This is a genomic window from Schlesneria paludicola DSM 18645 (assembly GCF_000255655.1).
GTDB lineage: Bacteria > Planctomycetota > Planctomycetia > Planctomycetales > Planctomycetaceae > Schlesneria > Schlesneria paludicola.
On the sequence record NZ_JH636438.1, the window covers coordinates 256,447 to 280,387 of the forward strand.

The following is a 23,941-nucleotide window of genomic DNA, read 5'->3' on the forward strand; positions in this document are numbered from 1 at the left end:
GCAGGAAAAAAAGCGAGAAATTGCGAAACTCACGTAGCGGCAGATCTTGCAGATTCGGTCGCCCGAAATTGGGGGCCCGCACGAGAGACGCGGGTTGCCAGCGACGTGTCGTCGTCGCTCGTGGGGCACGTATCCAAAAAGAAATCGAGGCCAACACCACCGTTTGTGGCATTGGCCTCGATATTTGAGTTTACGGAGTCTGCCGATCGCGACCGTATTCCGACTTAGACCAATTCGGTAATTGGATCGCGGCGGTCAACCAAGAATTGTGGGCGACCTGTTGGGTCCCTCAGTGTAACCGACATGGGGTCGACTCCCAAGTTGCGGTAGATCGTTCCGACGACTTCTTGCACGTCGACCGGCCGGTCTTTGGCATATTCACCCAGACGGTTGGTCGAGCCGATCACCTGCCCAGTTCTCATTCCACCACCGGCGAGAAGTGCACAACTGACTTGAGGCCAGTGATCGCGACCTGCGCCGGGGTTAATGCGTGGGGTTCGTCCAAACTCGCCCCAGACCACAACCGTGACGTCTTTCAGCATGCCACGCTCGTCGAGATCCTGAACCAGAGCACTGACTGCTTGATCGAGTTTCGAACCGTGATCGCGAACCAGATTGAAGTTGTCACCATGGCTGTCCCAGCGTCCATAGGACAAGGTCACGCAGCGCACACCAACTTCGACCAGCCGTCGAGCAATTAGCAGATGTTCGTTGCAGGTGGGGGCACCGTCGTATTGGAACTTATAGGGCTTTCCGTCGCCGTAACGTTCGCGAACCTTGGGATCTTCTTTGCTGATATCGAGGGCGTCGACCAGCTTGCTGGACGTAAGTACGCCAAATGCCGCCTCAGAGAATGCGTCCATACCACGCAGCATGCCCGTGGAGTCTACGTCGCGCTTCAGCAAATCCAGACCACCCAGAAGTGCCTTGCGATCTTGCAGGCGATCGAGCGACATGCCATTCAATCGCATGTCCGACGTGCCTTCACCTTGCGGTTTGAACGCCTGATACGCCGCGCCCAGAAAACCGGGTGTACCCGGGTCGGACCAGGGAACGTGCTGTGTCTTTTCCGCGAGTGCCACGGCGGCCGGGACCCCTGGATCGGTCGGGCCGTACAATTTACCGAGCACCGCTCCAATGCTGGGGCGACCGCCAACGGAAGCAATGCTTCGGCGTCCCCACCCGGTATAGCACTGGAATGCGTCGTGTCCCCCTTCATTCCCGACCACGGTTCGAATCGCGACGAACTTATCCATCATCGCGGCGATCTTGGGAAAGCATTCGCCGATTTCGATTCCCGGGACGTTGGTACGGATCGGATCAAATTCACCGCGAATCTCGCGCGGCGCGTCAACTTTGATGTCCCACATGTCCTGATGCGGCGGACCGCCACCCAGGAAAATATTGATGACCGCCTTTTGTGATGCTTTTTTGCCACTCACATGCTCTGCTCGCAGAACATCGGCAAGCGACAATGAAGCGGCGGAGCCAAATGCAAAACCGCCAATCTTCAAAAAGCCACGTCGACTGAGTCCATCGCAATATCGCGCGGATTTTCCGAAAAGTGTCAGCATAGAGGCCGTCCTTTCGCGATGTCGCTGCTTTGGGGTGGGGAATCTGTATGGTGAGCGACACACCGCACAGGAGGTAGGCAAGCGCGTTACTTCAGTCTTCGTTGATACGTCGAGTTAGCGTACCAAAGCCGCTTCTCGAAGGTCAAGCCTCTGTCATTTCCGACACACTCGTTACATCATCCGGCGTTCCGGAGTTTTGTGGACGAATGAACATGTCCTATCGAGACTTAGGCGAATCTCTCGCTCCATCTCCTATCTTAGCATCGAAAGATGCTGATCAATGACTGTTCGTCGTTTTTGTGTTCCCATCCACCCGTGCTAATCGGCGAAATCGGCATAATATGCGCAGATTGCGTGTCGGCGGTAAGTTGACGGCGGCCGTGAAAGTTCTCGCGGGATTGTGAAGGGCGCCCGCGCTGTGTTCCTTCATTCTTCTATGTTAAAACCGGAATCTGACGGAATTGGGTTCGACTCTTGAGATTTTCAGAAAGCAAATTTTGATGAGCGCGCCGGGAATGCGTGTGGGATTGGGGCATGACCGACATCGCCTGGTTGCGGGGCGCCCCTTGATTCTGGGCGGCTTGCCGATCCCATTTGAACTCGGTCTCGACGGGCATAGCGATGCCGATGTTTTGCTCCACGCGGTGACAGACGCTCTGCTAGGAGCGGCGGGGTTGGGCGATATTGGCGAATGGTTTCCAAACACGGATTCGCGCTGGGCCAATGCAGATTCAGCCCTGTTTCTGCAGCATGCCGTGCAAGAAGTCCGACGGCACGGTTGGGAAGTTGCCAATTTGGACTGCACCGTTCATGCCGAGCGACCAAAACTCTCCGCCTTCAAGCAGCCAATCGCACACCGCATTGCGGAACTGTTGGAAATCGACGTGGCCCAAGTCAACGTCAAAGCCAAGACTGGCGAGAAAGTTGGACCGATTGGACGGCAAGAGGCGATCGACGCCGACGCAATTGTCCTGCTGATTCGATCAACCTGATGGAGTGTCAAACCTGAATCTTGGAGTGGTCAGGGTTGGAGGGCTTTGCCGAAACCCCACGGCATTCAGCGCGATCGCTCGTCCAGTCTCAGCCCCCAATTCCCATTTCTCGCGCTGACAACGCATTCTCAGTCTGCGGTAGCACCCTGATTCAGGGCGAGGGCCGTGTCGAATGCGTCGCTGTTGATTCTCGCTCTGCAATCACTTTCTCCAGACACGCAGGACAAAAACAGCGGCACTGTCCGCTGATTGACTTGATCCGAGGCAGCGTCATACACCAGCAATGGTCTTTGCCTTGTTGGACGTCGCACACAAAATGCTGATGGCAACAGGGGCACTCGGTCCCGTTGGCGGAGTCTTTCGCAGGCAGGCTGTTGTCATTGCTCATGCAGAACATCATATCTGCAAGAGATTCTCTGGACATCTCGACAAGCAACAAGGCGGATTGCAACCGTTCAAAGTCTGAAGAGAGGGGGGGCAGGCACATTTCCCCAGACCATTGGAATCCACAGTGCTTCGACCATCGCAACTCTGTCCTTAGTCTTGGGAAAATGAGCCAGTCCCCGGCCTGTGGACAATTCTCGCGAACCTGCTTGAACGGTGTGGGCCGAACTATCGGGGATTGGGGCGTCGCCGTAAAATTTCCGGTGATCCCCTGAACGAGTTTCGTGTTCTAGCAGGAGCCACCACATGTCGCGCGAGGACGATCTTGCACTCCTGAAGAGTTACACCGACAGCGAAAGTCTGGTGAAGCATATGCTGGCTGTCGAGGCCGCGTGCCGCGCGTATGCTCGGAAATTCGGCGAAGACGAAGCGAAATGGGGAACCGTCGGGCTGCTGCACGATTTCGACTATCAGCGCTGGCCCGATCCGCCGGATCATCCGCTGCGAGGGGCGGAGATTCTGAAAGAGCACGGCTATCCCGACGACGTAATCTATGCCATCAAGTCACATGCCGATTATCTACCCGATTGCCCGCGGGTGTCGAACCTCGACAAGACTCTTTATGCCTGCGACGAGCTTTGCGGATTTATCACCGCGTGCGCCCTCGTGAGACCCCAACGACTGGAAGGATTGACGGCATCGAGTGTCAAGAAAAAGCTAAAGCAGTTGTCGTTTGCGGCGTCGATTCATCGTGAAGACATTACACGCGGTGCCGCTGACCTGGGTGTCGATCTGGATGAGCATATCCGTTTCTGTATCGCTGCCCTGCAGCCAATTGCCGCGGAGCTGGGGTTGTTGACAACCGAATGATCCCCCGGATTTTCAGGATCGTCTTGGCGGCTCAAAGCGTCGCGCACTTTACGAACTGTGGGCACGCGTCATTCGCATGCTCGAACCGTATCCGAAATCGGAGTGATTGAATCAGGTGGCCAAAATTGTTGGTTTTGCTCAATAAACTGCGGCCCCCAACGATAGTGATCGAACAGCGAAGTTGTCTCGCGTCCCAACAGGCGGTAGGCCGCATAAATCGCTTCGATCGTGGCCAGCCCCCCGTCGGGATCTTCGCTAACCTTTGACGAGCGGGGATACGCGGTGGTCAAAGCGGGCAAGCTGCGAACGGGGACGGACGCGGTCAATCGTTCCATTGGCTCGACCCAGCGCCAAGTTCCGTCGAGAACCAGCAATCCACTGTTCTTGTCCGCTTCGCTCAATAGAGGTCCTCCGAGGCCCAACCGGACGTATCCAGTCAGCTCTTGAGGGACGCGTGGGTGCTTGTAAAACTGAAATCCAGGTCGCTGTCGCAGCGGATGGACCGTACATTTCGCACGCCGTTCACGTGGATGGACAATGATGATGGTCTGTGGAGGATTCATGCCACGCAGGATCGACGATCGTCTGTGACAGGTCAAGCGCCGACATCGTTGTGGAATCCAGATCATTGAGACGGATTTACCCATCGCCCGTTCGCGGTCGGTTTTCCCCTTTCGGAAAATGTGACTCACCCGCCTCGTCAGTTGGGAATGTGAATCCGTGAACGAGAATCCATCCCGATTTGTTTCGGCGGGAACTCGGCGATCGATCTTCATTATTTTCTCAACTTGATGCATACTGTCTTGGGATCAGTACGATTCCGTTCACAGCTTAGAATAGAGGGGGGGCAGGCACATTTTCCCGGTTCAATTGGAATCCACAGTGCATCGACTAGGGTAATCCTTCCCTATACCGTGGGGAAATGAGCCAGTCCCCGGCCTGTGAACGGTTACCTATTCCTGTTGCAAATTGTGTGTATGCAGAATCTCATCGTTTTCTGTCAGCGATGTTTTACCTGGGTGGAAACTCACGCGGACCTGTGTCCGGAGTGCGGTGCGGATGTTTGTCTGGAATTTCCCGATCCCGCGCTCGAACTTCTAACAGAAATTCTTGGCAATCCTCTGGCGGTACTGGGACCGGTCTCTGTCGATCGACGTACATTGCCCAATTATGGTTCGTTTGTCGTCACCACGCAGGGGTTGCTGTTTCTGCCACGGCTACGGCGCCGATTGAATGGCGCGTGGACGGAAGTCACTTCGCAACGCGCCCATCAATGGTGGCCGTTCGGGGATCAACCGTCGTCGCCAAAGGTGCTGGGCTGGCTTCGCCGAACGGCCGACGCAGCCGCAGCAGACGATGCGCCGTCCGATGAGCGAATCGAGCTGACTCAGGAGTCGCTGGCTGAACGCCTGATGGATTCGCCAGGTGCATTCTTTCTCGAACATCGATTCACGCGGAACGTCACTGCCCGGCGTCGCCAGGTGAAATTTGATCGATCGCCGCTTCGCAGCATCACAGTCATCGACGAATCAAAAGACGGATCACTGCTTGAGTCGGTGACTTCATTCATCGCACAGGCAGCCAGCCAGCGAGCGAACGGCTCTCTCGGTGCAGGTTGACATCAGAAGGGCCGACGCCACTCAAGCCCAAGGATTTTAGGCGAGCCAAGAAGCGTTCGCTCTCGGATCTTCGATGTTCCGTCAGTGATGCATTTATCAATCACACGTGTCATGTTTTTTATGCCGAGAGTCCTGCAAATCGCACGAAGTGGTCGTACGAATACGGCCGCGAGCGCGAACCGGCATGTTGATTGAATCGCCGTGCGTGGGTGGTGACGACCAAGAATCTTTTCATTCCCATTCGCAGGTGTGTTGAAATAACGGGGACTGGCACCTTGCGGAGCCAGTCCCCGTTATTTCAACACACCGGAACGCTCCTCGGCTTGCTGAGTTACTTTTTCTCGATTCAGTGACACACAAAAAACGCCCCATAAATCGTTCACGGTGTTGATCGATAGGCAAACTGCGTCTCTCCTTGCATGCATGCCAACTTGCAACAAGAGTGGTCCCTTCGCAGAATGCGGAAGCTCACGTTATTTCTTGCCTGGTTCCAGACCAATATCGCACCACCGGATGGAAGTCTCGCCACACCATGAAAATCATCGCCCAGATCGCGCTTGTTGGCTGCCTGCTGATTTCTCAGTGGGGAGTTGCTGATGACACCGTCGCCCTTTCGCAGGCACTGACACTTCATGCATCGTTTGATACGACCTTCGACGCCGATTTCTCGAAGGGTAGCAAGGCCTGCTCGACACGGATCAATACGGGGCTTGTTCCTGCGGTGGCCAATGATGAAGTGCAATTCGCGAAGGCGGAGGGACGTTACGGTGGTGCACTGCATTTCACGAAGAAAGGAAACCTGCGTCCTCAATTCTTCGGGGAAAGCGTCCTGGGCTACAACGACAAAAATTGGAGCACGACGGTCAGCGTTTGGCTGCGACTCGATCCTGACAAGGATCTTGAGCCGGGCTATTGCGATCCGGTCCAAATCATCGGAGACGATCTGAAGAAAGGCTTCATCTTCCTGGAGTGGTCGAAAGATGAGACGCCACGTTTTTTCCGCTATGCCATCCGGCCACTGTTTCACATCTGGAATCCGACCAATATTCAATGGGCGGACATCCCGTTTGAAAAGCGTCCGATGGTTCAGGTCGCACGTGCTCCGTTCACCCGAGACGCGTGGACGCACGTCGTGTTCACTTTGGAGAACATCAACGACAAATCGAAAAAACCGGCCGGCGAACTGTATCTGAATGGTCAGTCCCAGGGTCGCATCGAGAATTGGGATCTGACGTTCGGCTGGAACCCGGCTCAGGTCCAGTTGGTGCTCGGTGCTGCGTACGTCGGTTATCTGGACGATTTGGGTGTCTTCAATCGCGTGTTGACCGCAGCGGAGGTAAAGCAGGTTTATCAGTTGAAAAGCGGCTTGGGCGAGCTGCATTCCAAGTGATCTGACAAAATTAACCTTGTCGAATCTCAAGTGCTCGTCCTGCGACGAATGCCATTCCCCACTTTGGGAAATTCTCCTACAGTCAAAGGCTGGCGTTTGCTGTTGCCGCGTTCAAGTGGTGCTGCGACACGAAAGGCAACTTTGATTCCGGTGTTGTGGGAGCGATGAATCGTGAAGATCCGAAGCCGCTGGTTGACGAAAGCAGCGGCATTTTGTGCGGTGGCGGCCTGTCGAATGTTGTTCGCAACATGCCGCAAGAAGTTCATCGGTGACGTGCTCGATGCCGGGTTGGATCCTTCGTATAACACGCCGGACGCACAGCGATATGTCCTTTGCGTGTGGCACGATGCCTTGCTGCTGCCGACATTTGCCTGCCCAGAGTCGATGCGGAAGCAGTGTTGTTGTCTGGTCAGTAAGCATCAGGATGGATCGTATCTGGCCGAAGCCATGGCTTGCCTCGACTACACGACAGTGCGTGGTTCGAGCCAGCGCGGTGGGGCCGAGGCGCTCCGTCAGCTGATTTCCGACACCGCGGGCATGCACATCATTTTTACGCCAGACGGCCCGCGCGGTCCGCGGCGGCAGATGAAACAGGGGCCGCTGTTCGTCGCCGCTCAAACGAATCGTCAAATTCTGCCTGGTGCGTTCGTGGCTAAAAGTGCCTGGCGAATCCGCGGAAGTTGGACGGATCTGGTGATTCCGATGCCGTTCACCACCATCTATCTGATGACGGGCGCACCGATCGCCATTCCGGCCGATGTTACACGCGATCAACTGTCGCAGTATCTCGATCTGGCTCAGCAGGCGATGGATCAGTTGAACGAGCAGGCCGATCGAATGTTTACGGGCCATTCGAGTGCCGCATTCGTTCCACGTCAGAAAAAAGCCGCGTAAATCGGACCAATTGTCCACCCGCGAAATCTCGCGTGTCGGTTTTGTCCGGACGTCCCTTGCTGCTATGGTGCGCCGTCTTGCGTTCTCGAAGAAGGTTTACCGCACATGCGCATCGGTCACGTTGCAGTCGCTCACCCCATCACGCTCGCTCCGATGGAAGAGCACACAAATCCTCCGTTTCGTCAGCTCATGAAGCAATACGGGGCCAGTCTCGTGTGTGGCGAGCGGATCGATGCCTGCGATATCGTGAAACACGACCGCCGGGCGATGCGGCTGCTTTCGACAAGTCCCGGAGAACGACCCTCGGTCGGACAAATCAGCGGCCGTGATCCGCATGAGATGGCAGAAGCGGCCAAGATCGTGGAATCACAGGGCTTTTCCATCGTTGATCTGAATTTCGAATGTCCCATTCGAAGGCTGATTGGTCGCGGTGAAGGTGGGGCCTTGATGGCCGATCCCGCGGCGATTGCCACGATTGTGGCGGCCGTTGTCCGAGTCGTCTCGATCCCGGTGACGTTGAAAATTCGTTCAGGTCCTGATGGAGAGCACGAAACCGCACCCGAGATCGCTCGAATGGCCGAGGATTCGGGGGCCTCCGCAGTGGACGTTCATGCTCGCAGCGTCGCACAGTCGTATGTCGGCGGGCCCGATTGGTCGGTCGTCGCGCGGGTGAAAGACGCCGTGCGAATCCCTGTTCTGGGGAGTGGAGGAATCCGCGTTGCTGCGGATGCGATTCGATTTCTAAAAGAGACGAATGCGGATGGTGCGGCAATCGGCCGTGGCTGCCTGGGAAATCCCTGGATCTTCCAGCAGGCACGTTCGCTGGCGATAGGCGGTGCGGAAATGGCTCCCCCTTCGGCGGCCGAACGAGCGCGCGTCCTGTTGCAACTCGTGGAGGGTGAGTTCGAGTATTATGGGAATCACTTGGCCTTAAAGCGTTTGCCAAGAACGAGTTGCTACTTTGCGAAGTTTCTCTCGAACTTCAAGGAATTTCGCACGTCGATTCAGCAGGTCAGGAACGTACAGGATTTCCGCAGACTCGTCCGCGAGCATTTTGCCTCGGCCGTGCCACTGGCGTCACCTGTCGCGGTACCGGACTGAGTGCTGCTCGCTTCATTTTGCGATCCGGCCTATCCGTCAAATTCGATCGTGGGGTATACTCTGCGTTCGGCGAAATCTGCCGATGGAGCAGCAGATTCGTTCGAGCGAGGAGGCTCGGGAATGAACCGGACGATGGATCGTTCAGTACAGGCGCTGGTAATCGTGATGTTGGTGGGTTGCGGCACGCCGGAAACACGGTGGCTGACATGTCGTCCACGACCTGCCAAGGATGAGATTGCTTCATTCAAGTTTCACGATCCATTTCCTGACGAAGAGGCTGGTCCGAAAACGTTTACTCGTCCCCGTGTGTTCATGGAGCCACGGACAGATTCGCAAAAAAGCTTCGATTTGCGCTACATCAAGGCGGCGTATGGTTACCCGCAACACAAATATGCCTGGGATCCCAATGCGGTGCCGATGGGGGCCGCTCAATATCCCGTTCAGTCACTCTGGCAAACACCGTCGAACTCGACGCCTGTGGCAGCGGCTCCTGGTTGGTAATCGCGGGGCATCGGCCGAGCTCGCACGACCTTTCAACTTGCGGGCAACGCGAATTACGGTCGCCATGATGGTGTTGATCTCGTTGCTCACCTCGCGCGTGTACGCTCAGGCGAAGCCGTCCCGCTCATTTGAATCGCATGGACAGGAATTCGTCACCGCTGAAACGCAGCGTGCGATCAATCGCGGGCTTGCCTATCTCGCTGACAATCAAAATGCCGACGGCTCGTACGGGAAGGCCGGGATTTACAAGTCGAATGTCGCGGTCACAGCGCTGGCCGGAATGGCATTTCTTTCCGCCGGACATGTTCCTGGACGAGGTCAGACGTCTGCTCATGTCGACCGATCAATCGACTACATTCTGTCACGCGTCGGTCCCACGGGCTTTATCCGACGTGAAAACGCCAATGAGCATGGGCCGATGTACGGTCATGGGTTTGCGACGCTGTTTCTGGCCGAAGTCTATGGAATGACTCCGAAGAAAGAAGTGCGCGAGGCCCTCAAATCTGCGACCCAACTGATTATCAATTCGCAAAACAAAGAAGGCGGCTGGCGTTATTTTCCCGACGGGCGCGAAGCTGATGTGTCGGTGACAGTCTGTCAGATGATGGCGCTCCGTGCTGCTCGAAACTGCGGCATCGCCGTGCCCAAATCGACGGTCGATCAGTGCGTCGAATATGTTCGCAAATGTCAGAATCGAGACGGTGGATTTCGCTATCAGCTTGCCGGGCCCAAAACGAGCGATTTTCCACGATCGGCGGCGGGCGTCGTCGTGATGTACAACGCCGGCATCGCTGAAGGGCGTGAGGTGGAACGTGGGCTGGAGTATCTTCTTCGCTCGCCGCCGCGTGGTGACCTGCTTCGTGACGATCCGCATTATTTCTATGGACAGTATTATGCCGTGCAGGCCATGTGGCATGCCGGCGATGACTATTGGCGAGCCTGGTATCCGTCGATTCGAGATGAATTGATCAGCCGTCAGGCTCCGGATGGCAGTTGGATTGATTCCCGGATCAATATCGAATACGGCACGGCAATGGCCTGCCTGATTTTGCAGATGCCAAACAACCTGTTGCCAATTTTTCAGCGATAGATATTTCAGCGGACTGCGAATTCAGCATGGATGATGTGGATTCCTCGAATTTCTGCCGACTCCGTTTTCATCGGTTCGCACGCAGGGGCGTGCCTGTCGGACATCCCGGTTGTGCGGATCACGACGATTCCAAGGAACTCGGTTTTGTGACCTTTCCGATTGGCTTGGTGATCGGCTGTGTCATTCTCACGCAACTGTTACAGACATCCTTCGCCGCTGCGGCGGACGCGGCGGTCATCACAGACATCGCGGGCGTGCGAACAACTGCCGCGATCCAGCGAATGGCCTCTGATCGGTTATTTCTTGAATCAGAGCCTCTTCGCGAAATGACGCTCGACATGGTGCGGTCGATCGTATTTGATCACCCCCTTCTAGCACCGACGGGGGGCGGCGCCTGCGTCTGGCTGGCGAACGGTGACCGAATCGCTGCCCGCGCGGTCGACATCAAGAATGATGCACTGAGAGTGAGCTGGCCGGTGCTTGAAGAGGCTGCGATCGAGCCGATTCCCCTTGAACGGGTTTCGGCCGTGATTCTTGATCTACCTGCCACAATTGGCGAACGCATGCGATTGTTTGCCGATCTCGAAACGCTTCCACCAGGTAACGACGTCGTCATGCTGCTCAATGGCGACCGGTCACTTGGGGAAATTCAGCAGTTGGACGCGGCGTTTTTGGAACTGAAATCCGGGAATTCGGTCTTAAAACTGGATCGCAGTCGGATTCGTGCCTTGAGAATGAATCCAGAGCTCACGAACGCCGCACGAGTCACCGGTCGCCGCGCGACCTTGACGCTGACCGATGGAAGTCGGCTCACGACGACCAGTCTCGAAGCAACGAGCGAGACTCTCACGCTGAAATCGGCGGCAATCAAGCCGCTGAAATTGCCATGGAAGGATATTCATGCGTGTCACCTGTACGGTGGTCGCCTCATTCCGCTCAGCGATTACGAGCCACAGAAGGTGGAGTTTACGCCGTACTTGTCCACGATGTGGCCCCTGGTCCGGAATGCGAATGTCCGATACGGACCATTGACGCTGCGCGGGATGGAGTATGTCTCGGGGTTGGGGACGCATAGCCGGATGCTCGTCAGTTACATGCTCAAAGGTAACGAAAGTGAGTTCCAGACAGTAGTTGGGATTGATGACATCGCCAACGGAGCGGGCAGTGTTGTGTTTGCGATTGATGTCGATGACCAGCGAGTCTGGATGAGTCCTGAAATCACTGGCAAATCGGCACCAGTGAACGTTCCGTCCATTTCGTTGAAGGGGCGGAAGCGTCTGACGTTAATTGTCGAATTTGGGCAATACGCCGATGTTTCGGACTATGCCGATTGGTGTGACCCTGTGTTGCTCATCAATGCCGACTAATGGCGGTCTGCGGGAATCCGCAGACAGGTAAAAATCCGGAGAACGGTGAAACTTCGCGAAACGCGCCTATTTCCTCGGCGACATGCTGGTGACTATACTTCAGGCACGTCGATGAATAATGACACGTCGATGATTTCAGTGGTTTCTGGATTCTGAGAGACCTTCATGAGCCGAATCGCAATCTGCCTCGTGGTCCTGGCAACGGGAATTGTCTTCGCGAGCGGTGTCTCTTCGGCGTGGGCGGCGTCCGAGCTGTATGCTCCGCTGAAACCCGATGAAGGGCGATCGCGAATCTCTGCCTGGCTGAATGAACAGCAGGCGACGGATGATGTCCGGCGGCAGGTGGAACAGATCTGGATGGAGCGGGGTGAGTCTCTCACGCCCGAGCAACTGCTCGACCTCGTCATTCATTCGTTGGCCCTCGTCGATCCCGAAGTGATGAAGTTGGTCCAGGAATGCAATGCGCCGCCTGTCGGAGTGGTGGTGCCACGGTATGAAGTCATCAACAAGATGACGCGAAGTCCCTTCTGTCGAGCGAACCTGGGGCTGTTCTACGGCCGCTATCTGGTCGAACGACGCTTATTCGATGAATCGTGGGAAATTCTGAAAAGCGTCGATGCCAAGCAGGTCGTCGATCCGGCGTCACTGTTTTTCTTTCAGGCGGTGGCGGCACAGGGAATGTTGGAACTGAAGCCCGCACTGGAAGCCATCGACCAGTTGCTCACAAACACGGAACGGGTTCCCGTCCGCTATTCGGCGACCGCCGCTTTGATGCAGGTGGATTTGAAAGGGCTTCAGGAAAAGTCACTCGGCGAGATCGCGCGGCTGATGGCCGATTCCGAGCGACGATTGGAATTGGGACGCGCCGGCGAGAAAGTTCAGGGTGTTCAGGAACGGATCATTTCTGACTTCGACGAAATCATCAAAAAGATCGAGCAACAACAGAGTGGTGGTGGCGGTGGATCGGGCGGCCAGGGGGGCGACCAGAATACTCCCGCGGGCCCTGCGGACGACAGCCGCGTCAAAGGCTCCGAGGCTCCTGGCGAAACCGACAAAAAGCAGTTCGATAAGAAGGGAAGTTGGGGAAACTTGCCCGAGAAAGATTTGACGAAGGCCAAGAACGACCTCAATAAGAACTTCCCCTCGCACTACGAGCAGGCGATCGAAAAGTACACCAAGAAGCTGGCCACCCGGGCTGCCAAGAAGAAATAACCAGCGGAGCTGACCTTACGATGAATGGACTTTCCTTGCTTGTCTGGTTGGCGGTGGCACAGGTGCAGCCCGTTCAATCACCCGCCGTTCAGGTGGTGACACTTCCTGGTGAGCAATACGAAGGGACGTTGGAATCATTCACGGCGGAATCGGTGACGGTGAAGTCCGACGCCAAATCGCAGACGATTCCAATCGGTGAAGTTCTGCAGATCCGAACGACGGTATCTCCGCCTGCGGTCGCGTCCGATCCGGCGATTGAAATTCGTCTGGTTGACGATTCGCGATTGCGTGCGAAATCGATGACGTCCTCGGGTTCAACCGCGACCATTAGCCATTCGCAGCTGGGCGAAATCAAGATTCCCACGGCCGCAATTTTCAGCGTGCGACTCGCGCCGTCTGATCCCAAGATTGACGCCGAGTGGGCCAAACTGGTCGAGCGAACAATCAAGAAAGATGTGGTGGCTGTACGAAAGGGAGACGTGCTTGACCATTTGGACGGTGTCGTCGGGGCACTTGGTGAGGCGACCATGCAGTTCCAGATGGATGGCGACGACATTCCCATCAAACGCGAAAAAGTCTTCGGTCTGATCTATTCGAAGCGTGAAAGCACAGCCAAAAAAGCGATTGCGCAATTGGATCTCAACACCGGTGACCGACTGGCACTGAAGGCGGTTGCCTGGAGTGGGACCGCCTGGAAAGTTCGATTGGTTTCCGGTGCGGAGTTTGAGATTGCCACAGATCTGTTTCGCGGGCTCGACTACAGCCTGGGAAAAGTGACGTACCTCTCCGACCTTGAACCACGCGCCATGAAGTACACTCCGGAATTCGGATTCCCCGGTGCCTTTCCCGTCTACGAATTTCGACGCGACAAGAACTTTGAAGGTGGTCCGATCACACTCGGAGACAAGCCGTATGCCAAAGGTCTGGCCATCCATTCTCAATCGATGTTGAAGTATCGGCTGGGCGGCGAATATCGTCGGTTCCAGTCGGTCATGGGGATCGGCGACGAGATCCGATACGGCGATGTGGATGTCACATTCAAAGGAGACGGAAAAACGCTCTTCAAAAGCGCGGTGAAAGCTTCAACTCCGGGTGACAAAGGAACGATTCAGCGTTCTGTTCCGCAGATTCTGGATCTCGATGTGTCTGGAGTCGTCGAGTTGGAAATCTTCGTCGACTATGGCAGCGACGGCCATGACAATGGCGACCGCCTCTATTTGGGAAATGCACGCGTGGTGAAATAACGCGTCACGCCAAGTTGCAAGAATGGGGACTGGCTTCTCAAGGTGCCTGTCCCCATTCTTGTAACCTCATGACCAAGTTCTCGCTTGTCTCAACCCAAGGGGACAGGCGCCTTGCGGAGCCAGTCCCCTTGGGTTTACCATTCCAGCGCATTGTTCGACAAACTGCTGAGCACCCCGCGCGAGCTATGGTAGTGGCACAATGCCACGGCGAACGCGTCTGCGACGTCGTTCGGCTCCAGCACCTTCTCTAGTCGCAGTTGCTGTTGAATGGCGAGTTGGATCTGCAGTTTCGTCGCGTGGCCGCTGCCTGTCAGCAGTTGTTTGACTTGATTGGGCATGTAGTGCACCACCGGAATTCCTGCGTCGGCGGCGGCGAAAAGGAGTGCACCCCGTGCGTGTGCCATCAAGATGGCGGTCTTGGGAAACTTCGGGGTCGAAAAGATCTGTTCGATCGCCATGACCTGAGGCCGGAATTCTTCAATGACTTCTTTCAAGCCGCGTCCCAGTTCCAGCACGCGTTCTGCAAGCGTCAGTTCTTGGGTTGACCGAATCACCCCTCCTTCCCGCAGGATCGGCTCGCGAGCCGAACGTGCGAGAATCGCATAGCCCGTACGGTTCAACCCCGGATCGACACCCAGAACGCAATCGGCGCGTGCGGCCAGCTCGACATTGTGCGAACCGAAGGACATAGGGACTGCCAATCACGCAGAGTCAAAATCGTCCGTGAAAACTGTGACACAACAGGAACCTGGCGGTTTTGATCCGACGTTCGTTGCCTGATCGCACTCACGACGGCTGGCCGAGTTGTAATGGTAAACGGCGAATGTGTCACTCTGTTTCGGTGTCCGAGAATGGGCGATCGGACGAAAACGAACCTTGTGAATCGACGCAGTGTCTGAAAACATCACGGGTTAACTCTGTTTTCGACGTCCCGATAAGTTCTCAGAACGCGAATCGATCTTTAGACTACGGGAGCTTCAAACCTGAATTGACACATTGATGAACGCGCCACGAAAAAGGCCAACGCGCCCCAGGGCGATGCTCGTCAACCTGTCAGGTCAGTGTGGCTCTGCCACGACTCAAGCCTGCGGCTTTTGACGGATTGCCGTTTGCCCGCTGGATGACTCCTTTTGATCCCACACGCCTCCGAATATGGACACCGCACTCTGTCATTGGCCAGAGCTGCGAATCTTTCGAAACGGACAGAACGCCCATGCCTCGCTACGACGACGAAGTCAAACGGATTGAACCCAAATGGCAGGCCTATTGGGACGAGCACCAGACCTTCAAGATCGATCTGAAAGCGGACACTCCGGCGAGCGAAAAGTTGTACGTGCTCGACATGTTTCCGTATCCCTCCGGTGCGGGCCTGCATGTCGGTCATCCTGAAGGGTATACGGCGACAGATATCGTGAGCCGATTCAGCCGCATGCATGGCAAGCAGGTCCTGCATCCGATGGGATGGGATGCGTTCGGCTTACCAGCCGAAGACTATGCCATCAAAACCGGTACGCACCCCCGCGTCACCACCGCCAAGAATATCGAGACGTTCAAGCGGCAGTTGAAATCGCTGGGCTTCAGTTACGACTGGAGCCGCGAGTTCGCCACCACTGATCCGGACTACTACCGTTGGACGCAGTGGATTTTTCTACAGCTGTTCGACACGTGGTATGACCGTGATCACGTCTGGACGGGGCCAGATGGAAAATGTCGAACTGGCAAGGGGCGTCCGATTTCGGAATTGCCCATCCCGGCCGAGATTGCTGCGCAGGGGACCGCCGCCGTGAGACGCTATCAGGACCAGCATCGCTTGGCCTATCAGCACGAAGCGCCCGTCAATTGGTGTCCAGGACTTGGAACCGTTCTCGCCAACGAAGAGGTTGTGGACGGAAAAAGTGATCGAGGTGGACATCCGGTCGAGCGTTTTCCATTGCGCCAATGGTTGCTGCGAATCACCGCTTATGGCGACCGATTGGCTTCCGAATTGGACGATCTGCAATGGCCCGATTCGATCAAGTCAATGCAGAAGAATTGGATTGGCCGTAGCGAGGGAGCCGAAGTCGATTTCTTTGTCGGTCAGTCGTCGTTCGACGAGTGGAAATCCGGACGTGCGAAGACCGGTTTTCCACGTGAACCCGGCAACGACGTGCTGCGCGTTTATACGACACGGCCCGATACGCTGTTCGGCGTCACCTATATGGTCCTTGCGCCAGAACATCCGGCCGTTGCGCTCTTGACCAACTCGACACAGCAAGTCGCGGTCGATGCGTATCGTCAACAGGCGGCGATGAAAAGCGATCTCGATCGAACGGACTTGGCCAAGGGCAAGTCGGGGGTTTTTACGGGCGGTTACGCGATCAATCCCGTCAACGGCGAACGAGTTCCCGTTTGGATTGCCGACTATGTGCTGATCAGCTACGGCACTGGAGCCATCATGGCAGTGCCTGCACACGACACCCGCGACTTGGAATTCGCGACCGTGTTTCAGATCGACGTCCGACCGGTTGTCGCGCCGGTCGAGACTCCGACGGTCGGAACACCAGGCTTCTTCGAGTACGGGGTCGCAGTCAACTCGGGGCCTTACAATGGTCTGCCGACGCTTGAATTTAAGTCACGCATCACAACAGACCTCGACCTTCAGGGACTCGCTCACAAAGCCGTCAATTACCGCTTGCGAGATTGGTTGTTCTCACGCCAGCGCTATTGGGGCGAACCATTTCCAATCTGGCATGAGCTCGATGCAAGCGGTCAGCCGACCGGGTTGCTTCGGACCGATTCCGAAACAACGTTGCCAGTACTGCTGCCAGAGATGGCCGACTTCAAGCCCACGGGAACGCCCGAGCCGATGTTGTCCAAAGCTCCCGATTCGTGGCTCTATACGACGGCCACGGATGGAACCCGCCTGAAACGTGAAACGAACACCATGCCCCAATGGGCCGGGTCGTGCTGGTACTATTTGCGATTTGCCGACCCGAAGAATGGGACGCAGTTCCTTGATCCGGCGATCGAAAAGTCGTGGTTGCCTGTCGATCTGTATATCGGTGGAGCCGAACACGCCGTGCTCCACCTGCTCTATTCGCGTTTCTGGCATAAGGTGCTTTTTGATCGGGGCCACGTCTCGACCGCTGAACCGTTCCAGCGATTGGTGAATCAGGGGATGATTCTGGGTGAAGTCGAGTTCACCGCGTATGTCCTGGGCGAGTCTGCAGGCACTCAGGCTGATCCTGAATCTCGTCGCTGGGTCTCTGTCCGCGACCTGAAAGAGGGTGTTGACGAAGAGGGCGTTGCCACTCGTGTCGTCGAAAAGACGGGCGAACTTGCGACGCCGGTGAAAGTCGGCGCGGATCAAGTCGAAAAGAAGGGTGACGGCTTTGTGCTGCAAGGCCACCCACATATCGCGATTGATAGTCGTGCTCACAAAATGTCAAAGTCACGTGGAAACGTGATCAATCCTGATATCGTCGTGAATCAGTTTGGCGCCGACTCGCTCAGGCTCTACGAAATGTTCATGGGCCCCTTCGACGCGGTGAAGCCATGGAGCATGAAGGGAGTCGAAGGCGTCTCACGGTTTCTTGCACGCGTCTGGCGCATGGTCATTGATGAGCAGCAGGAAACGGTGGTGCAGTTGAATGCGGCCGTGCACGATGTCGAACCGACGGCGGCCCAGCTTCGGACGTTACACCGGACAATCAAGTCGGTCACACGCGATATTGAAACGATGGGCTTCAATACCGCCATTAGCCGCATGATGGAGTTCGTCAATGATTTCACGGCTCAGGACGTGCGTCCCAAGTCGGTGATGGAACCGTTCATCCTGTTGCTGAGCCCGTTTGCTCCGCATCTGGCGGAAGAGTTGTGGCACGCGTTGGGGCATTCGAAGAGTCTCGCCTACGAGCCCTGGCCGAAGCATAACGAAGCGTACCTTGTCGAATCCGAGATCGAAATTCCGGTTCAGTTGAACGGCAAGCTGCGTGGGAAGGTGACGGTTCCGGCGGGTTCGGATCAAGCGACGATCGAAGCTGCGGCCAAGGCCGATGAAACCATCGCGAGTCAGTTGGCGGGGAAAACGATCGTCAAAACGATTGTCGTTCCCGGCAAGATGGTCAACTTCGTTGTGAAGTAATTGTTCGTCACGAAGCCAATGCAAAAGCCGGTTGCAGCTCATTCGTGACCTGCAACCGGCTGTGTTCATCATCGATCGAAAGTGACCTTCCGCAACGTCATTCCGCAACGACGGGATTGACCAGCACGCCGACATGTTCGATGTCGACTTCCATGCGATCGCCCGCCTTCAGCCACAGCGGTGGAGTGCGCGCCGCTCCGACACCGGGTGGCGTACCCGTGAAGATCAGGTCGCCAGGTTGCAGCGTGATGAGCTGCGAAACATGGGCGATGATTTCGTCGATACCGAAGATCAGTTCTTTGGTGGTCGAGTTCTGGACGGTTTCGCCGTTGAGCCGCAGGCTGACTCGAATGTTGTGAGGATCGACTTCATCCGAGGTCACCAGATATGGACCAGTCGGTGCGAACGTATCGGGTGTCTTGCCCAACAACCACTGTCCGCCTGGACGTCCCTTTTGCCAGTCGCGAGCCGAAATGTCATTGCCAACGGTGTAGCCCGCGACGTGTGAGAATGCATTCTCTTTGGAGATGTTCTTACCGCGTTTGCCGATGATGACGACGAGTTCCGCTTCGTAGTCCACTTCGTGTGAAACCTTCGGCAGGATCACGGCGTCCTCGGGACCAATGACCGTCTGCGAGAACTTGTTGAAGACGACCGGTTCGTTGGGAATGGGCGAATTCGTTTCAATCGCATGGTCACGATAGTTCAGTCCGATGCACAGCACTTTGTCGGGGTTGCCGATCGGTGCGAGCAGACGCCCTGTGACGAACGGTCCCTTGGTCATTCCCACTGCCAAGGCGTGAGCGGCTGCCGCCAGGCCTTCTGGGGCAGCGAGAACTTCGCGCATCGTCGTGGGGAGCTTGGAATCGACTTCACACAGATCAACATAGCGTCCGTCGAGAGCTACGCCTACGACTTTGGGTCCGCGATCGGTCAACAACGTCGCCAGCTTCATCAGTCATCCCCTGGAAAAAGTGTCGGTCATTTGGAAGTGAGCCAAAAAAATGATTTGGTCCACGTCCCGCTGTGAGTCCTCGTGCGACCTGTTGGCACATCTGACTCAGGCCCGAAGATTCTCTCGGCCTATTTCGCATCAACTCTAGTCCGTGCGGTGTCGTTTTTCATCCGTACGGTGGACGGACCAGGCAAGGGATTGTCCGACCTCGTCGGATTGGCCCCGTGCGACTTCAGCACGATCTTCAGCATGAAGTCGAGGGCACTCCTCGTCGTGCTGGAAAAAATCTCGATTCGGAGCATTCAATTCTTCGCGGCAGCGGCCTGCTCGTGCCGCTGTTGGTAGGCCCGATACGCGCTTCGATAGTTCTGTGCGATGATAAAACGGGACAGTCCGAAGACGGTGGAAATCAGGATGACCAGGATGCCCACTCCTGGAAGGAGATACGCACCAATCGTACGATCAGAAACTTGTAATCCGATCGAGCTTGTCGCGGATGTCACGACGATGGCCCCTGCCGTCCAGAGCGTGCCTAATGTTCCGCCGAGCAGGATCGTGGCCAGACTTTCACCCGTCGAAGGAACATATCTGCGACCATAACGCCCCACGACTTCGTATTGCCGCCGCTCAATACTCCATTCACGATCAATTCGTTCCAATTCACTCAGATGTCGAAGTTGCGACAACTGGGTTTCGATCGCGGGGTTCACTTCTAGGGTTGGCGCTGGTGTGGCTAAGAGCAGCGACTTGGCGCGCGTAAACTCGTCCTCGGTCAACGTCCCGTTCTGTCGAAGCTGTTCCAGCTTTTGCAGTTCATCAGTTAGCGACATTCGCAGTTCCTGCAGGAGACCCGAATTGGAGTTGGTTTGATTGCGTGCATTGTGCCGGTTGGTTGTGTCTGGCGGATTTTGATGCACAATCGCTCGGTGATTCATCGTTCGTTGTGCCAAGCAGACTTCCGGAAAAGTGAAAAGCAATCGTCTAAATCAGGCACTCAATGCCCGCAAGGGCGACTTTCGCTTTGGGCGTACGACCCGCAGAGGAGTTCGATGTTATACTCTCAGGTGTCGTGGTTGGTCGGCAATGACAACTTTTGACATGAGATGAACGCGAGTCAAGCTCTCTCGGATCACGAACTGCGAGCGGCACGGAACGCAGTGAGGGGCGATTGAGTCGGGTGGTGAACCCACCAAAGATGCCAACAGGTTTGATCCCTCACGCTGTCGGATGAAAAGCTGGACATGATTAACGTTCATCGCCTGACGAAGCGGTTCGCGGATCTTCGTACAGGCGCTTTTACGGCTCTCGACAATGTCACCTTTGAGGTGAAGCCGGGTGAAATTCTGGGTTTGCTCGGTCCGAATGGAGCGGGTAAGACGACCTGCCTGCGCATTCTGAGTACGGTCCTGAAACCGACCAGTGGCAGTGCATTTGTCGCGGGATACGACGTCGCGACCCATCCCGAAGAGGTGCGGGCGCGAATTGGATTTCTGTCCAATAATACCGGCATCTACGATCGGATGACGGGTGGAGAAATGGTCGAACACTTTGGACGCTTGTATGGCATCCCCGAGGTCGCGCTGCAACAACGCATCTCTGAGTTGTTCGAACGATTGCAGATGACCAACGTTCGCGATGTCCTGGGGTCGAAGATGTCGACCGGCATGAAACAGAAGGTTTCGATTGCCCGCACGATCATTCACGATCCGCCCGTCTTGATCTTCGATGAACCGACATCGGGGTTGGACGTGCTCGTGGCACGGAAGGTGATTGACGAGGTCAAATCGCTCCGTGATCAGGGCAAGTGCATCATCTATTCGACACACATCATGCGTGAAGTCGAAAAGCTGTGCCATCGGATTGCCATCATCTATCGTGGAAAAATCCTGGCCATGGGATCGGTCCAAGAATTGGCGGATCAGTATCACGAATCGGATATGGAAGAACTGTTCTTCAAATTGATCGACCGACATGAAGCAGATCTGGCCGCGGGGCACGTCTCGTAAACGATCGACGGACGCCTTTGCCTCAGGAGAAATAGTGGCCCCATGAACTGGCGAAATATCATTCTGATCTTCCGGCGTGAAGTGCTCGATCAATTGCGAGATCGACGAACGCTGTTCATGGTCGCCGTCCTGCCCATTCTGCTCTACCCGCTGCTTGGGATTGGCATGGTGCAGATGACGGTCCTATTCACGGAACAGCCACGGACCGTCGTGATTCTGGGTGCTGCCGACCTGCCAGAACAACCGCTGCTCGACGGTCATCGGTTTGCACGCCAGTGGTTTCGGTCTGCGGGCGATGCAGACAAACTGCGTGTCATCACCGATTTGAATGAGTCTGGACAGGATCAACCTGCTGAAACGAACGCCCTAAACAATTCCGACGAGCAGATTCTGGCGAAGGCAAGAGCGGTGCGCGAGCGCCTGCTGGAGCGGCAGCAGATTGAAGTCGAACTCCACGCTGCGCAAGCGAAAAAACAAACTGCGGAAATCACCGCCTTGGAAAGCACGCTGCAAGGGCTGAATCGTCAACTGACGGCACTATTCGACCGCAGCGGCATCCAAGTCTTGATCCACATTCCGCAAGACTTCGCTCGCAATCTCGAGAAACGGCAACAGGAACTGACGTCGCGCGAATCCTCGACCAAGGCGGCCTCGAACTATCCCCGGCCGGTGATATTGCAGAATAGCGCCGACGAGAAATCCGTGATTGCACACCGGCGCGTTCAGGACGTGATGCAGGCCTGGGAACGCTCGATCCTGAAGCAGCAATTGCATGAAAGCCAGTTGCCGGAAACGCTCACCGAACCCGTCCGCCCCGATGACATTGATCTCGCCCTGCAATCCCAAGTCTCGGCAAATACATGGGCGAAGATGTTTCCGGCGCTGCTGGTGATCATGGCGTTGACGGGTGCGTTCTATCCGGCCGTCGACTTGTGTGCGGGCGAAAAAGAGCGTGGCACGATGGAGACGTTGCTGATCTGTCCCGCCACGCGTACCGAGATTGTCCTGGGAAAATTTCTGACGGTGCTTGTTTTCAGTATGTCGACGGCCCTGCTGAACCTCGTCAGTGTCGGGTTTACGGGCAAATACATGACATCGCTGGCGATCGGCGGGGCCGCTTCGCGCATGGGCGACTTGTCACTTCCATCGACGTCGGCTCTCATTTGGGTGATCATCATTTTGATCCCCCTGGCGACACTGTTCAGTGCCTTGTGCCTGGCGATTGCGACCTTCGCGAAAAGCAGCAAAGAGGGACAGTATTACTTAACGCCGCTGCTGATGGTCACGCTGGGATTGACGATGTTTTGCCTGTCTCCTGCCACAGAGATGCAGCCGTTCTATAGCGTGATGCCGGTCATCGGACCTGGGCTGTTACTCAAAGGCCTGCTGAAGGGCAGCGGCCCTGCGATGGAGATGTACCTGTATGCGATTCCCGTGCTGCTGACGTCGATTGGTTACAGCCTGCTGGCACTTTGGTGGGCGATCGAACAATTCGGCCGCGAAGAAGTCCTGTTTCGCGAGGCCGAGCGATTTGACTTGCGTCTCTGGGTCAAACATCTGCTGCGCGACAAAGAACCGGTTCCGACATTCGCGGAGGCTGGATTTTGCTTCTTACTGATCCTGTTACTGCAGTTTGTTTCGTGGAAGTCGTTCCAAACCGCGATCCACGAAACGTCTCCAGAAGATCAGGGCCTGTTCCAGATTCGACTACTGATCATTCAGCAAATCGCTTTAATTGCCACGCCGGCGCTGATGATGGGGCTGATCCTGACGACCAGCGTGCGGCGGACGTTTTCGCTGCGGTGGCCAGGTGCGACCCGGATGCTGTGTGCCGCCCTGCTGCCGTTCACGCTGCATCCCTTGACCATCGAGTTGATCATGAGCCTGCAATGGTTCTTCCCGCCGCCGCCCGAGGGGATGGCGGAACTGATGAAGCACTTGAAGACGGCCGACATCAGGTTGGTCCTGCTCGCCTTTGCCGTGGCACCGGCGTTTTGTGAAGAGATTGCCTTTCGTGGATTTCTGCTGGCCGGCTTTCGACGTCTCGGACGGGTCAGGCTGGCGATTGTGCTGTCGAGTCTGGCGTTCGGGATTATCCACATGATCCCTCATCAGGTCTTCAATGCGACGCTGCTAGGACTGGTGCTGGGCGCCATGTGCGTCCGAACGCGCAGTCTGTTTCCCGGGATTGTGTTCCACTTCGTCTACAACAGCCTGGGAATCTTGCACGATCGGTTTGGAGACTTGGTTCCGACGGATCACGTCTGGGCGATCCTGTTCCGTTCCGAGGCGGGAGCCCTGCGCTATCAACCGACCCTGCTGTGTCTTTTGGCGGTGATCTGTGTTGGCCTGCTGTATCGGATTCTGAAGTCGTCCCCCTTCGCGCCAGATCCAGAGCAGAAGGAACTGGCAGCAGAGGATTCCAAGTCACAAACAGATACGTATCGCTCGTCCGCCGTTCACGGATAGATGTCGATAGAGTCTGTTTGAATCTGTTGTGACCGGAATTGTCAGCCAGGCCAGCCGAGAAGCGTCTCGGCGTGTTGAAATAAAGGAGACTGGCTCCGCCAGGTGCCTGTCCCCCTTTATTTCAACCTCTCCCTCTCCCAGACAGGAATC

General features: G+C 56.0%; 19 protein-coding genes. 14 read left to right on the forward strand and 5 right to left on the reverse strand.

Annotated elements, in window-relative coordinates; genetic code table 11:
• Positions 1 to 224: 224 nt before the first annotated feature.
• On the reverse strand, positions 225 to 1,574 hold the full coding sequence (locus tag OSO_RS0141005; protein ID WP_010588479.1) for a DUF1501 domain-containing protein: 1,350 nt from the start codon (positions 1,572 to 1,574) through the stop codon (positions 225 to 227).
• 500 nt (positions 1,575 to 2,074) lie between these two features.
• Here OSO_RS0141005 and ispF point away from each other — a divergent pair, with 500 nt between their 5' ends.
• Together ispF and OSO_RS0141020 are read left to right on the forward strand one after the other, a co-directional pair.
• Positions 2,075 to 2,566: a 2-C-methyl-D-erythritol 2,4-cyclodiphosphate synthase gene (gene ispF / locus OSO_RS0141010; protein ID WP_202800048.1), complete on the forward strand. Its 492-nt coding sequence runs from the start codon at positions 2,075 to 2,077 to the stop codon at positions 2,564 to 2,566.
• A gap of 690 nt (positions 2,567 to 3,256) precedes the next feature.
• On the forward strand, positions 3,257 to 3,820 hold the full coding sequence (locus tag OSO_RS0141020) for an HD domain-containing protein (RefSeq protein ID WP_010588482.1): 564 nt from the start codon (positions 3,257 to 3,259) through the stop codon (positions 3,818 to 3,820).
• Positions 3,821 to 3,888: 68 nt separating this feature from the next.
• Here OSO_RS0141020 and OSO_RS47160 read toward each other — a convergent pair whose 3' ends face one another.
• Positions 3,889 to 4,383, reverse strand: coding sequence for a ribosome biogenesis domain-containing protein (locus OSO_RS47160; protein WP_063710484.1), 495 nt, complete (start codon positions 4,381 to 4,383; stop codon positions 3,889 to 3,891).
• Between the two features lie 456 nt (positions 4,384 to 4,839).
• On the opposite strand from OSO_RS47160, the gene OSO_RS0141030 reads away from it, so the two are divergent.
• The 9 genes from OSO_RS0141030 (at position 4,840) to OSO_RS0141075 (ending at position 14,238) form a co-directional block, all read left to right on the forward strand.
• Entirely contained in the window at positions 4,840 to 5,439 is a 600-nt protein-coding gene (locus tag OSO_RS0141030; protein ID WP_157606271.1) for a hypothetical protein, read from the forward strand.
• A 532-nt stretch (positions 5,440 to 5,971) separates the two neighbouring features.
• Positions 5,972 to 6,829, forward strand: a complete 858-nt coding sequence (locus OSO_RS0141040; RefSeq protein ID WP_010588485.1) for a LamG-like jellyroll fold domain-containing protein — start codon at positions 5,972 to 5,974, stop codon at positions 6,827 to 6,829.
• A gap of 171 nt (positions 6,830 to 7,000) precedes the next feature.
• Positions 7,001 to 7,723 carry a lysophospholipid acyltransferase family protein gene (locus tag OSO_RS0141045; RefSeq protein WP_029247994.1) on the forward strand — a complete coding sequence of 241 codons (723 nt, stop codon included), beginning with the start codon at positions 7,001 to 7,003 and terminating at the stop codon, positions 7,721 to 7,723.
• A gap of 105 nt (positions 7,724 to 7,828) precedes the next feature.
• Positions 7,829 to 8,824, forward strand: coding sequence for a tRNA dihydrouridine synthase (locus tag OSO_RS0141050; RefSeq protein WP_010588488.1), 996 nt, complete (start codon positions 7,829 to 7,831; stop codon positions 8,822 to 8,824).
• Between the two features lie 132 nt (positions 8,825 to 8,956).
• The gene (locus tag OSO_RS0141055; protein WP_157606273.1) at positions 8,957 to 9,325 is read left to right on the forward strand and encodes a hypothetical protein; all 369 of its coding nucleotides are present in this window, start codon (positions 8,957 to 8,959) and stop codon (positions 9,323 to 9,325) included.
• Positions 9,326 to 9,389: 64 nt separating this feature from the next.
• Positions 9,390 to 10,415, forward strand: a complete 1,026-nt coding sequence (locus OSO_RS0141060; RefSeq protein ID WP_010588490.1) for a prenyltransferase/squalene oxidase repeat-containing protein — start codon at positions 9,390 to 9,392, stop codon at positions 10,413 to 10,415.
• 146 nt (positions 10,416 to 10,561) lie between these two features.
• The gene (locus OSO_RS0141065; protein ID WP_157606275.1) at positions 10,562 to 11,782 is read left to right on the forward strand and encodes an NPCBM/NEW2 domain-containing protein; all 1,221 of its coding nucleotides are present in this window, start codon (positions 10,562 to 10,564) and stop codon (positions 11,780 to 11,782) included.
• 165 nt (positions 11,783 to 11,947) lie between these two features.
• A complete protein-coding gene (locus tag OSO_RS47165) occupies positions 11,948 to 12,994 on the forward strand; it encodes a hypothetical protein (protein WP_010588492.1) in 1,047 nt (348 codons plus the stop codon).
• 20 nt (positions 12,995 to 13,014) lie between these two features.
• Positions 13,015 to 14,238: an NPCBM/NEW2 domain-containing protein gene (locus tag OSO_RS0141075; RefSeq protein ID WP_010588493.1), complete on the forward strand. Its 1,224-nt coding sequence runs from the start codon at positions 13,015 to 13,017 to the stop codon at positions 14,236 to 14,238.
• A 134-nt stretch (positions 14,239 to 14,372) separates the two neighbouring features.
• On the opposite strand, the gene ruvC is transcribed toward OSO_RS0141075, so the two are convergent.
• Positions 14,373 to 14,927: a crossover junction endodeoxyribonuclease RuvC gene (gene ruvC, locus OSO_RS0141080; RefSeq protein ID WP_010588494.1), complete on the reverse strand. Its 555-nt coding sequence runs from the start codon at positions 14,925 to 14,927 to the stop codon at positions 14,373 to 14,375.
• A 524-nt stretch (positions 14,928 to 15,451) separates the two neighbouring features.
• Here ruvC and leuS point away from each other — a divergent pair.
• Positions 15,452 to 18,361 (forward strand): leucine--tRNA ligase, encoded by a 2,910-nt coding sequence (gene leuS / locus OSO_RS0141095; RefSeq protein ID WP_010588496.1) that lies wholly within the window; start codon positions 15,452 to 15,454, stop codon positions 18,359 to 18,361.
• Between the two features lie 97 nt (positions 18,362 to 18,458).
• Here the strand turns inward: leuS and OSO_RS0141100 are convergent, their stop codons facing one another.
• Positions 18,459 to 19,316 (reverse strand): fumarylacetoacetate hydrolase family protein, encoded by an 858-nt coding sequence (locus OSO_RS0141100; protein ID WP_010588497.1) that lies wholly within the window; start codon positions 19,314 to 19,316, stop codon positions 18,459 to 18,461.
• Positions 19,317 to 19,618: 302 nt separating this feature from the next.
• Positions 19,619 to 20,146: an SHOCT domain-containing protein gene (locus tag OSO_RS0141110; RefSeq protein ID WP_157606277.1), complete on the reverse strand. Its 528-nt coding sequence runs from the start codon at positions 20,144 to 20,146 to the stop codon at positions 19,619 to 19,621.
• Between the two features lie 411 nt (positions 20,147 to 20,557).
• On the opposite strand from OSO_RS0141110, the gene OSO_RS47170 reads away from it, so the two are divergent.
• Together OSO_RS47170 and OSO_RS49305 are read left to right on the forward strand one after the other, a co-directional pair.
• Entirely contained in the window at positions 20,558 to 21,322 is a 765-nt protein-coding gene (locus OSO_RS47170) for an ABC transporter ATP-binding protein (protein ID WP_010588499.1), read from the forward strand.
• 42 nt (positions 21,323 to 21,364) lie between these two features.
• On the forward strand, positions 21,365 to 23,791 hold the full coding sequence (locus tag OSO_RS49305; protein ID WP_010588500.1) for an ABC transporter permease subunit/CPBP intramembrane protease: 2,427 nt from the start codon (positions 21,365 to 21,367) through the stop codon (positions 23,789 to 23,791).
• Positions 23,792 to 23,941: the final 150 nt, after the last annotated feature.